Origin of the sequence: Streptomyces termitum (assembly GCF_014650175.1) — a bacterium.
GTDB lineage: Bacteria > Actinomycetota > Actinomycetes > Streptomycetales > Streptomycetaceae > Streptomyces > Streptomyces termitum.
The window spans coordinates 15,795-27,698 of sequence record NZ_BMUL01000010.1 but is presented as its reverse complement, the minus strand read 5'-3'; the positions used below and the strand labels follow the sequence as shown (position 1 = coordinate 27,698).

Sequence of the window (11,904 nt, the reverse complement as noted above, 5' to 3'; positions counted from 1 at the left end):
GAATGGAAGCGTCCACGGAACCCGCAGGTCAATGGCGTGCCGACTGCGGAATCCGTCGTCGCGGGGCACCTCGGCGGAGCTCCCGGGCCGTCAAGAACGCGTCAAGACTGCGTGAACGCTCCGTGCGGGAACCGCAGCCCCGCCGGGAGGACTTTTCCCGCGCTTTACCTCCCGGCCGCCTCCGGAGGGCCGTAATTCGCTTGCCCCGGCCCGGACGGTGCCGTGCACTGGCGCCGGGCACCGCGCACGGCGGCGCCCCGCACCCCCCGGGAGGCCCAGCGGTGATCGACGTCCGCCCCACCACCGAAGAGGACCTCGGCGTCTTCGTCGACACGGTCCACGCCGCGTTCGCCCGCTTCCCGGAGACTCCGGACGAGGACGGCGGCGGGGTGTTCTGGTCGGTGTACGAGATGGACCGCGCCCTCCTCGCCGAGACCGCCGACGGCCGCCCCGTCGGCACCGCCGCCGCCTACTCCTTCGAACTCACCCTGCCCGGCGGCGCCCTCCTGCCGGCCCCCGGGGTCACCGCCGTCGGTGTCCTGCCCTCGCACCGGCGCCGCGGCGTGCTCCGCGCGATGATGCGGCACCAGCTCGCCGACCTGCGGGCACGGGGCGAGGCCCTTGCCGTCCTGCTGGCCTCCGAGGCCACCATCTACGGCCGGTTCGGCTACGGCCCCGCCACCTTCACCCAGCGGCTGACGCTGCCGAGCGGAGCCGCCTTCACCACCCCCCGCCCGGACGCCCCCGCACCCGCCCCCGGCACCGTCGAGGTGCTGCGGCGCGCCGACTGCGGCCCCCTCCTGGAGGAGGTGTACGACCGGTACCGCCGCGCCCAGCCCGGCGCCCTCTCCCGCCCGCACCACTGGTGGGAGCGGCGCGCGGGACAGCCGCCGGTCTCCGCCGCGCCCCGCTACGTCGCCCTGCACCGCGCCGCCGACGGCACCCCCGACGGATACGCCTCCTACGCGCTCGCCGACGGCGTCCTCACCGTCGACGAGACGATCGCCGCCGACGACGCCGTCTTCACCGCCCTGGCCCGCCTCCTCCTCGACCACGACCTGGCCACCCGGGTCGTGTTCCGCCACGTCCCGCCCGGGCACCCGCTGCGCCTCAGGCTCGCCGACTTCCGCGCGGGCGAGCCCGGCGGCCACACCGACTGGCTCTGGGTCCGCCTCCTCGACGTCCCCCGCGCCCTGGCCGCGCGCGGCTGGGAGGCCGACGGCACGCTCGTCCTCGACGTCGACGACCCGTTCCTCGGCGAGCGCGCCCGCCACCTGCTGACCGTCCGCGACGGCACGGCCGTCTGCGCGCCGACCGACCGGGAGCCCGACCTGTCCCTGGACGTGGCCGACCTGGGCTCCCTCTACCTCGGCGGCACCGCCCCGAGCGCCCTGGTCCGCGCCGGCCGCGTCCGGGCCCACCGGCCCGGCGCGGCCGACCGCGCCGACGCCCTCTTCCGCACCGCCCGCCCGCCGCACTGCCTGCACTGGTTCTGACCGGCGGGGGCCCGCCCCGGCCGACGGCCCCGCGGGACGACCGCGCCCCCGCGCCCCGACCGGGACACGGGGACCGGGCCGGACGGTCCGTCAGGCCGGGGACGCCGGGCGCGCCACGGTCGGGGAGGACGCCTTGGGGGCCAGCAGCCGGGGGGTGCCGGAGCCGTCGGCGGGCACCGACCAGACCCCGCCGCCGTAGCCGTACGCGAGGGTCGCGCCGTCCGTCCACAGCGCCTGGTCGTCGATGCCGCGCCGCTCGGCGACCGGGTGCTCGCGGCCGGTCGCCAGGTCGTACACGTACAGCCGCCACGGGTCCTCCGGCCCCTCGGAGACCCGCTTCTTGAAGGCGAGCCGGGTGCCGTCGGGGGAGAGCGAGGGGCATTCGACGTTCTCGCGCAGCGCCCGCGCCGACCACTTCGCCATGTCGCCCTCGACGAGGTGGGTGCGGCCGCCGGTGGAGACGGTGGCGTAGAAGCGGTTGTCGTCGGCGGCGAAGCTGACGCCCCAGTAGTTGACGTCGGGCGCGTGGTACCGCTCGCCGCCGAGGGTGAGCGGGATCTGCTCCATGTTCTTGATCAGGTAGCCGGTGCGCAGGTCGAGGAGGGAGGTGCGGGTGGAGAAGGACGAGCGGGCGTAGGAGTCGCCGGTCGCGAACATCGTCCAGGCGAGCATGTTCCCGGAGGCGGAGACCCGGGCCCGGCTGGGGATGCCGGGCATGCCCATGCGGCGCACCTCGCGCAGCTGCCGGTCGAGCACGATGACGTACGAGCGGGCCGGGACGCCCGGCCGCCGCTGGAGGCAGAGGGCGGTGCCGCCGGCCGCGTGGAAGCGGTCGCAGGCGGGACCGCCCGCGATCCGGCCGCCGGGCGCGGACGGGTCGAGGCGGGCGACGCGCCCGGTCGCGGTGTCCCGGGCGTAGAGCGCGCCGCCGCCCTGGGCGAGGGTGAAGCCGGGCTCGGCGGTACGGGCGGCCGCTGCCTCGCGGCCCGAGGCGGCCCGCAGGGTGTAGGCGGTGGCCCCGCCGCCGAGCAGCAGCAGCGCCAGGACGATGATCCACACGCGGGTGCGGGAGGAGGTGCCGGTCAGGGCGGGCATGGGTCAGGCGGTCCTCTCTGAGGGCTCGGCGGGGGCGGCGAGGCCCCGGGGGAGCAGGCGCGCCGAGCAGCCGACGGCGGCGGCGAGGGCGACGAGCGCCGCGACGAGCGCGGTCTCGGGGCCGGTGGCGGTCCACACGGCGCCGAAGGCGACGGCGGCGCCGAGCCGGGCGAGCGCCTGCGCGGTCTGGACGAGCGCGAGCCCGCCGGCCTGCCGTCCCTCGGTCAGGAAGGGGCCGGTGAGGGCCATCAGGACGCCGTCGGTGGCGGCGTAGAACAGGCCGAGCAGGGCGAGGACGCCCAGCAGGACCACGGTGTCGGGCAGCGGGGTCAGCAGCAGCCCGTACGCGAGGAGGAGGGCGCCGTGCCCGTACAGCAGCGGGGCGCGCCGGCCGAGGCGGTCGGCGAGCCGGCCGACCGGGACGGCGAGCAGCAGGAAGACGGCGGCGGCCCCGAGCGGCAGGAAGGGGAACCAGGTGGCGTCGAAGTCGAGCCGGCGCTGGAGCAGCAGGTAGAGGAAGGAGTCGCCGATGGTGGCGGCCCCGAGGAGCCCGGCGCACAGCACGATCCGCCGGTAGCCGGGCGAGCGCAGCGCGGAGAGGAGCCCGCCGCGCGGGCGGGGCGCCGGGGCGGGGACGGCGAGCGGGTCGCGGGCGCGGCCGGGCACGAGCAGCACCCACAGCAGCACCCCGAAGGTCCCGACGCAGAAGCTGACGGCGAAGACGGCGTCGTACGCGTCGGCCGTCGCCCACAGCAGGGCGAAGGCGGCCAGCGGTCCGAGGAGCGCGCCGGTGGTGTCCATGGCGCGGTGGGCGCCGAAGGCGCGGCCGAGGTCCTCGGGCGGGCTGTGCAGGGTGATGAGGGCGTCGCGCGGGGCGGTGCGGACGCCCTTGCCGAGCCGGTCGGCGCCGATGGCGGCGGCGATCCAGCCGGTGGCGCCGCCCGCGAGGAGCAGGCCGAGCCGGGAGAGGGCGGAGAGGGCGTAGCCGGAGCCGCCGACCGCCTTGTGCCGGCCGCCGCGGTCGGCGGTGGCGCCGCCGAGGAGCCGGACGAGGGCGGTGGCGCCGTTCGACAGGCCGTCGAGCAGCCCGAACTGGAGGGGGGAGAGGCCGAGTCCGAGGACCAGGTAGAGCGGCAGGACGGCGGTCACCATCTCCGAGGAGACGTCGGTGACCAGGCTGACCGTGCCGAGCGCGAGGACGGTGCCCGGGACGCGCCGCCGGACCCCCGAGGGGGCGGGCGGCGCGTCGGGGCGACCGGTGGTCGCCAGGTACATCAGTGGCAGGTGTAGGTCGGGGCGGAGTCCTTGACCTGGTCGTCGGTGCCGACGTACTGCCAGGTGTAGGTGGTGTCGGTGAGGTCCAGCTTCAGCACGCCGTAGGTGCCGCTGATCCGCTTCTGGCTGTTGGGCTGGACGGTCTCGATGTCGTACGGCTCGGCGCCTCCCATGCCGCCGACGATCTCGACCATGCCGTCGGCCGTGGCCCGGCCGTCGGCGTCCTGCGGGGCGAAGCGCTCGTAGTGGTGGTCGTGGCCGTTGAGGACCAGGTCGGCCTTGGCGCCGTAGAGGATCTTCCAGACGGGCTTGGAGACCGGGTCGTTGCCGTGTCCGCCGGAGGAGTACAGCGGGTGGTGGAAGTAGGCGGCGACGCAGCCCTTGGTGTTGCGGGCGAGGTCGTCCTTGAGCCACTGGATCTGCGCGGCGTCGTCGAAGGTGTTGGAGTCGAGGGCGACGAAGTGCCAGTTGCCCTGGTCGAAGCTGTAGTAGGGCTTGCCCTGCGGGTAGGCGATCGAGCCGAAGTACGACTTGTAGCCGGCGAAGGCGCCGGCCGGGTCGTAGGACTCGTGGTTGCCGGGCACGGGGCGGGTCTTCGCCTTGAAGGCGCCCCACGTCTTGTCGTAGTAGTTGCGGAAGTCCGACAGGCGGGCGTCGTCGTACTGGCTGTCGCCCATGGTGACGTAGAAGGACGGGGCGATCCGCTGGGCGAGCGCCGCGGTCTTGGGGTGGGCGCAGGAGCTGCTGGAGGCCGTGCACTGGGCGGCGATGTCACCGGCCGCGACGACCGTGAAGGAGCCGGTGGGCGGGGTGGTCGAGCCGGCGGTGCCGTAGACCTCGACGGTGTAGAGCGAGTAGCCGTACGAGGTGCCGCGGGCGGTGCCGTAGACGCGCAGGTAGCGGCCGGAGCCGGTCAGCCCGGTCCAGTCGTCGGTGCCGCCGTTGCCCGCGGTCTCGTTGGCGAGCCGGGTCCAGGTGGTGCCGTCGGCGGAGATCTCGACCCGGTACGCCTTGGCGTAGGCCGCCTCCCAGACGAGCTTGACGCGGGAGACGGTGGCCGAGGGGCCGAGGTCGACCCGGATCCACTGCGGGTCGACGCCCTCGGTGCTGGCCCAGCGGGTGGTGGAGACGCCGTCGAAGGCGTTCTCCGGGCCGAAGGTGGAGTCCTCGACGGAGGACGAGGTGGCCGGACGGCCCTGTGAGATCAGCGAGTCGGCGACGGGGCCGGCACCGGCCCGGTCCGGCAGCGCGAGGAGGAGCCCGCCGACGAGCAGCAGCACGGCGGCGAGCACGAGGGAGAGGGTGGTGGGGGTCGTGGTGCGGCGAGGTGGGGCGGAGACGGACAGGCGCATACCTGGGCTCCCTGGCCTTGAGGGGGTGGACGAGAGCGGGACACCGCGCCGTGCGGCGCGCGCACGGCCGGCGGACCGGGTGGCGTATGGGGCGTCACCGGTCCGGGGCGGTGCACGGCGGCCGGGTCAGAGCTCTCACTGAGCGCGTCACGTCCTCACGAGGGGCCGCCGCGCCAAGCCGCTGCCGGGATGCTAGCGGATAGGAAGGTTTCCTACCAGACTCCGAACGAGCGACGGAGCGGGCTCCTCTGACGCCTCGTCAGTGATCTTTCCGGCTGCTTTCCGGCACGGGGCATCCGGGTGAACGGCACCCTGCGGGAGGGGGCCGGAGCCCCCTGGAGGGACGGCTTCCGCACGCCGCCGCGTCACCGGCCCGGCTGCCGCCCCCGGTCGTCGAGCGCGGCGAGCAGCCGGGGGGAGAGGGCCGGGGGCAGCAGCCACAGGCCGCCGAGGCCGAAGGCGGTGACCACCGCGGACAGCGCCACCGCCGCCCCCGTGGGACGGCCCGCCAGACCGAGGGTCCCGGTCGTCAGGGACAGGGCGACGGAGAGGAGCAGGGGCGGCCACCACGCCCGGCGGGCCGGGCGGTCTCCGGCCCGCCACCAGGCGGTGGCCGACCACAGGGCGAGGCCGGCCGCGCCGAGCGGGGCGGCGGCCGGCAGCCAGACGTGGAGGTGGAGACCGCCGGGCAGGTGCGGGATCCACCGGGCGGTGCGGTGGAGGAACCACAGGTGGAGCGGGACGGTGGGGAGCGCGTACGCCCACAGCGTCAGCCGCACCGCCCGGCCGGCGGAGCCGCCGGAACCCTTCGCCATGCCGGTCCGCCCCTTCCGTGCCGACGGCGCCACCGGCGCCGTCGGCGCCGTCGGTCCCCCGGTCAGGACGGCTTCTTGCCGCCCTTCTTGTCCTTGTTCCGCTTCTTCTTCGCGGCCTTCTTGTCCTTCTTCGCGTTCTTGGCGGGTGCCCGCTTCCCGCTGAGGACGGTACCGTCCTCGTCCATCGGGGGGTGGAGGGCGGTCGGTTCGTAGTCGCTGATGTCGGAAGGGCGCGGGCCCTCCGGCCCGTCGGGGCCCCAGCGCAGCAGGCGGCGGGTGCGGCCGACGCGGTAGACGGTGCCGCGCACCTCGATCTGGTCCAGCCGCTCCGCGCGGAGCCGGTCCGCGGCCTCGGCGAACACCGCGAGCTGCGCGGCGGCGGGGTCCGTCCCCTCGGCGACGACGGTCCGCGCGTCGGTGGGCGTGCGGATGTCCCGTTCGGGGTCGTCGGAGATCAGGCCGAGCCGCCGGGGCTCCCACCAGACCAGGGAGAAGTCCAGCGCCCGGCGGGTGTCGTGGGGCGTGGCGTGCAGGCCGCCGCCCAGCGCCCACGGCTCGGTGCCGGTCCGCTCCACGACCCGGAACAGGGCGGGCATGAGCACCACGTCGGGGTGGGTCTCCCGGGCCCGCTCGGAGTCGCTCAGGACGGCCTCGGGAAACTTCTCGCCGGCGTAGGACAGGGAGCGCAGGGAGAGCCGCTCGCCCGCCTGGGCGGGGGTGAGGGGCGCGTCCGGGTCCAGGACCAGGTTGTCGTCGATCTTCGGGTCCCGGGCGCCCCGCCGCCAGTCGAGGACGAGGGGTTCGGGGTCGGTGGGGCGGGGGCCCTCGATGGAGCCGTAGGCGTCCACGCCGGTGTACTCCTCGGCCCGCACCACGCGGTAGCGGGTGCCGAGTACGGTGAGCTCGTCGACGGGCTCCGTCTCCAGGCGGGCGACGGCGGCGAGCAGCGCGCGCCGCTCCTCGCGGTCGTCGGTCTCGTCCTTCGCCCGGAACCAGAGCAGGGAGTTGAGCCCGTCGCGGGCCTCCTGCGGGCAGGGCTGGGTGACTTCGAGGACCACCCGCCAGCGCCGTCCGTCCTCCTCGCCCTGGGCGGCCACCCCGAACAGCGGGCCCCGGACGGCGAGTCCGGCGGAGCGCGCCGCCGCGTCGCGGGCGTCGGCCTCGACCGCCGCCTCCACCGGTTCCACCGGAACCTTCACGACCACCGGCCATCCGTCGTCCGGCCCTGCTGCGGCTTCATGGTTCATGCCGTCATCCTGGCGGCAACGGCGGGCCCGCATCGGGTTTTCCGGGGATCGTCCGCCGAAAGGGGCGGGGGAGGGGCGGGAACGCGCCGGACCGGAACGCGCCTGAGGGGACCAGGTCGGACCGGGTCGGACCGGAACGCGCCGGATCGGACCGGATCGGACCGGACCGGGCGGTCCGTCGACCGTCCGGCCCGGTCCGGGCGGGGCACCGGGGCAGTGGCGGGGCGCCGTGGGCGCCCCGCCGCCGCGGCTACTTCAGACCGCTGTCCAGCGCGGTCATCAGCTTGCCGTCCGGGGTGTCGCCGGACATCTCCCAGACGAAGCCGCCCAGCAGCCCCTTCGACTTGATCCAGGCGGTCTTCTTCCCGATCGACCAGGTGTCGTCGAAGGACCACCACTGGCCGTTGGCGCCGGTGTAGCCGTACGTCGAGACGGACTGCTCGTCGTGGCGGACCACCATGTTCGGGAAGCTGGTGATCAGGTTGTTGTAGCCCCTGACGCCGGCCTCGGTGTCGAACTGGCCGGGCGCGGCGCCGCCCGCGCTCTGCCACTCGCCGTTCACGCCGCCGTCGGTGACGCCCTGCCAGCCGCGCCCGTAGAAGGGGAAGCCCACGGTGATCTTGCGCGGGCTGACCCCGGCGTCGAGATAGGCCTTGACGGCGTTCTCGACGCTGAAGTGGAACGAGTACGGGTCCTGGTCGTCGGTGTAGAGGTTGGAGCCGTGGCCGACGCGGTTCGGCTCCCAGGAGTTGTCGCTGCCCGCGCCGTGGAAGTCGTACCCCTGCACGTTGGCGTAGTCGAGGGACTCGAAGATCCGGCCGAGGTCCCAGCCGGCCTCGATCTTCGCCGGGTCGGCGGGGGTGAAGGCGGTGAGCAGCCGGTGCTCGCCGCCGAGCGCGTCGAGCTGCTTGCGGAACTCGGCGAGCAGGGCGGTCAGGTTGTCCTTGTCCTGCGGGCCGTAGTGGTTGCCCGGGTGGCCCTCGGAGCCCGGCCACTCCCAGTCGATGTCGATGCCGTCGAAGATCCCGGCGCCGGTGCCGGGGCCGCCCGCGCCGTTGTAGACGGGCAGGTCGCCCTTGATCCAGACGTCGATGCAGGACTTCACGAACTTCTCGCGGGACTGCTGCGTGGCGGCGGCGTCGGAGAAGAACTTCGAGTACGTCCAGCCGCCGAGCGACACGACGACCTTCAGCTTCGGGTACTTGGCCTTCAGCTTCTTCAACTGGTTGAAGTTGCCGCGGAGTTTGCCCCAGCCGTCGTCGGCGACGCCGTCCACGGACTGGCCGGCGGACATGGGGCGGGCGTAGTCGGCGTCGGCGTCGCCGGCGCCGGTGCCCTCGTCCGGGTCCTGCGGGTCGGCGGAGACGCCCTTGGTGACGCCCGCCTGGCAGGTGAGGTTCTTCGGGTCGATGTTCTCGAACGAGTAGTTGATGACGTCGAGCTTGGCGGCGGCGCCGGAGGTGTCGAGGTTCTTCACGAAGTACTGGCGTCCGTAGATGCCCCACTGCGCGTAGTAGCCGACCTTGAGCTGCTTGCCCGCGCCGGCCACGTCGTCGGTGGTGACGGCCAGGGCGGCGGAGGCGGGCGAGGGGTTGTCGGCGGTGTCCCGGGCCTTCACCGTGAAGGTGTACGGCGTGGCGGGGGAGAGGCCCTCGACGGTGGCGGCCAGGGTGTCCGCGCCGACCGACTTCACCAGGGTGGAGCCCCGGTAGACGTCGTAGGCGGCGACGGCCACGTTGTCGGTGGACCGGTCCCAGGCCAGGCCGACGGTGGAGGCGGTGCGGCCGGTGGAGCGGAGGTTGCCCGGCGCCGTCGGCGGCACCGGGTCGGTCGACGGGTCCACGGTGCGGACGGTCAGCGGGGCGGTGGCCGGTCCTGTGTTGCCCCGGACGTCCTTGGCGCGGACGCTGAAGGAGTACTCGGTCGCCGGGGTCAGGCCGGTGACGGTGGCGGAGGTGCCGCTGGTGACGGTGACGGTCTCCGAGCCCTTGAGCACCTCGTAGGAGGCCACGGGGTGGTCGCCGCCGGAGGCCGCGGGCCAGCTCAGCGCGACCGTCCGGGAGGTGATCGCGGTGGCCTTCGGGGCGCCGGGGGCGGTCGGCGGCACGTCGGGGCTGCCGTCGCACTTGTCGCCGTTGACGGTGCAGCCGGTGGGCGTGCCGGGGGTGCCGCCGGCGGTGAACCAGTAGCTGTACGGCTCGGTGGTGCCGCCCGCCGCGACGGTGGCGTTGTAGAAGGCGTTCTTGACGGTCACGTGGCGGCCGGAGACGGTGACCTCGCCGTTGTAGTTGCCGGAGACGGTCACCCCGGCGGGCAGGTCGAACTCCAGGGTCCAGCCGGTGACCGGGGCCGTACCGGTGTTGCGGACGACGTACGTCCCCTTCCACCAGGAGCCGTTGTCCTGGGTGGTGAAGGTCGCGGTCAGGGTGCCGGCCGCCTGGGCGGGGGACGCGAGGGCGGTGAGCGCGGCGAGCGGCAGCAGCAGGGCGGTGCCGAGGGCGGCGGCCCGGTGCCGCAGCCGCCGGGGGCCGCCGGGACCCGGCGGCCGTACCGCCGGGGTCGTACGGGGAAGCGATCTGCGCCTGGGGAACATGGCTCTCCCTGTGGTCGTGGGGTGGTACAGGGGTGAGGCGAACCGTGCGCGTGCGTGGGGCCGGTGCGTCCGGACGGAGGTGGGCGGGGAGCCGTCTCCGGGCGGGGCGCCCCACAACGTAGAAGGTCTGGACCAATGCGTCAACGGGGGCGCTTCGGGGCCGGTCGGGCGTACTGGGAGCCATAGCGGGAGAGTCGCCCCGGAGGGTGCCGGGGGATCTCCTCTCCGGCTGGTGGAATACCCCCTGGGGGTATATTGTTCTGAGGGTTGTCCTGATCGGACGGCGCCAGACGGTGCGGTACACCAAGGGAGACGTCATGAACCAGCACGCCGGACACGAGCAGACCCCGCACGGCGCCCACGCCGGGCACGCGGGCCACGGCGACCACGCCGCCCACGGCGGCCGGCCCGGCGGGCTGTCGGTCTCCGAGGACGGCTACGCCCTCGAACTCGACGCCACCGTCCTCCCGGCCGGTGTGCGGACGATCGGCTTCCGGGTGATCGGCCCCGACGGGCGGCCCGTCACCGACTTCGTCCCCGAGCACGAGAAGGACCTGCACTTCATCGCCGTCCGGCGCGACACCACGGGCTTCCAGCACGTGCACCCGGTGCGGGACGCGAAGGGCGACTGGAGCGTCGAACTGGCCCTGGAGCCGGGCGACTGGCGCTTCTTCACCGACATCCACCCGGCCGGTCACGACGGCACCCTCACCCTCGGCATCGACGCCGCCGTCGCCGGGACCTACGACCCCCGGCCGCTCCCCGAGCCCACCAGGACCGCGCGGGTGGACGCGTACACCGTCACCCTCGACGGCGACCTGCTGCCCGGCGCGCCGGGCGAACTGACCCTCACCGTCAGCCGGGACGGCCGCCCCGTCACCGACCTCCAGCCCTACCTCGCCGCCTACGGGCACCTCGTCGCCCTGCGCGCCGGCGACCTCGGCTACCTCCACGTCCACCCGGAGGGCGAGCCCGGCGACGGGGTCACCGCGTCGGGGCCCGGCATCTCCTTCGTGGCGGTCGCGCCCACGGCCGGCACCTACCGGCTCTACCTCGACTTCCGCCACGACGACACCGTCCGCACCGCGGAGTTCACGGTGCGGACCGCCACGGCCGCCCCCGGCCCGGACGCGGAGTCCCCCGCCGCGCCCGGACACGGAGCGCACGGGGAGCACGGGGGACATGGAGGGCACCACGGCGCCCACGCGCACCACTGACCGCGCGGGCGCCCGGCCGGGTCAGAGGCGGACCATCACCTGCTCCAGGCTCTTGCGGCGCAGGTCGGGGACCCTGGCGTCCTCGGCCGGGTAGCCGACCGGGACGACGTACGCGGCCCGCTCCTCCGGCGGCCGGTCGCAGACCTCGTTCAGGAAACGCATCGGGCTCGGCGTGTGGGTGAGCGTCGCCAGCCCCGCCTGGTGGAGGGTGGCCAGCAGCAGGCCGACGGAGATGCCGACCGACTCCTTCGTGTAGTACGGGCGCGGCGAGTCGGGCCCCTTGTGCACCTCGAAGACCACGATCACCGCGGGCGCGGTCTCCAGGAACGGCTTGCTCCAGTCGGTGCCCAGCGGCGCCAGGGCCTCCAGCCACTCGGGGGAGGCCCGGCGGGCGTAGAACTCCCGCTCCTCCGCCTCGGCCGCCTCGCGCAGCCGCCGCTTGCGCTCCGGGTCGGTGAGGACGACGAAGCGCCACGGCTGGACGTGCGCCCCGCTGGGCGCGGTGGCGGCGGTGCGGATCGCCCACTCCACCACGCCCTCGGGCAGCGGGCGGTCGCTGAAGTCGCGCACGGTGCGGCGGCGGTCCATCACCTCGTGGAAGGCGCGGGCCCGTGCCTCCGCCTCGCCGGCCGGCACGGTCAGCGGCCGGTGAGGAACGGTGGGGTGGGCCGGTGCGGCGGTGGCCGGCGTCCCGCCCGGTTCAATGGTCTGGTCCATAGGAGCAGCACAGCACGTCCGGCGGCCCCGGGTAAACACCTCAACCGGCTGAAGACGGAGCGGACTTGCCCCGCTCCGGCGTTCTCCCGGGGCCTGT

General features: G+C 74.8%; 9 protein-coding genes. 2 read left to right on the top strand and 7 right to left on the bottom strand.

Going from position 1 to position 11,904, the window contains the following annotated elements; genetic code table 11:
• Positions 1-284 precede the first annotated feature (284 nt).
• On the top strand, positions 285-1,496 hold the full coding sequence (locus tag IE219_RS19600; protein WP_189979640.1) for a GNAT family N-acetyltransferase: 1,212 nt from the start codon (positions 285-287) through the stop codon (positions 1,494-1,496).
• 90 nt (positions 1,497-1,586) lie between these two features.
• On the opposite strand, the gene IE219_RS19595 is transcribed toward IE219_RS19600, so the two are convergent.
• The 6 genes from IE219_RS19595 to IE219_RS19570 all read right to left on the bottom strand — a co-directional run bounded on the left by IE219_RS19595 (position 1,587) and on the right by IE219_RS19570 (position 9,873).
• Positions 1,587-2,591, bottom strand: coding sequence for a TolB family protein (locus IE219_RS19595; RefSeq protein ID WP_189979203.1), 1,005 nt, complete (start codon positions 2,589-2,591; stop codon positions 1,587-1,589).
• Between the two features lie 3 nt (positions 2,592-2,594).
• A complete protein-coding gene (locus IE219_RS19590; RefSeq protein ID WP_189979201.1) occupies positions 2,595-3,866 on the bottom strand; it encodes an MFS transporter in 1,272 nt (423 codons plus the stop codon).
• Entirely contained in the window at positions 3,866-5,218 is a 1,353-nt protein-coding gene (locus IE219_RS19585) for a discoidin domain-containing protein (protein ID WP_189979199.1), read from the bottom strand. The genes IE219_RS19590 and IE219_RS19585 overlap by 1 nt, the downstream gene beginning before the upstream one ends.
• 365 nt (positions 5,219-5,583) lie before the next feature.
• The gene (locus tag IE219_RS19580; RefSeq protein ID WP_189979197.1) at positions 5,584-6,033 is read right to left on the bottom strand and encodes a hypothetical protein; all 450 of its coding nucleotides are present in this window, start codon (positions 6,031-6,033) and stop codon (positions 5,584-5,586) included.
• Between the two features lie 62 nt (positions 6,034-6,095).
• Positions 6,096-7,280, bottom strand: coding sequence for a DUF5954 family protein (locus IE219_RS19575; protein WP_229849873.1), 1,185 nt, complete (start codon positions 7,278-7,280; stop codon positions 6,096-6,098).
• 250 nt (positions 7,281-7,530) lie between these two features.
• Entirely contained in the window at positions 7,531-9,873 is a 2,343-nt protein-coding gene (locus IE219_RS19570) for a glycosyl hydrolase family 18 protein (protein ID WP_189979195.1), read from the bottom strand.
• 317 nt (positions 9,874-10,190) lie between these two features.
• On the opposite strand from IE219_RS19570, the gene IE219_RS19565 reads away from it, so the two are divergent.
• Positions 10,191-11,090, top strand: coding sequence for a DUF8832 domain-containing protein (locus IE219_RS19565; RefSeq protein WP_189979193.1), 900 nt, complete (start codon positions 10,191-10,193; stop codon positions 11,088-11,090).
• 21 nt (positions 11,091-11,111) lie between these two features.
• On the opposite strand, the gene IE219_RS19560 is transcribed toward IE219_RS19565, so the two are convergent.
• Positions 11,112-11,807 (bottom strand): nitroreductase family protein, encoded by a 696-nt coding sequence (locus tag IE219_RS19560; protein WP_189979191.1) that lies wholly within the window; start codon positions 11,805-11,807, stop codon positions 11,112-11,114.
• Positions 11,808-11,904: the final 97 nt, after the last annotated feature.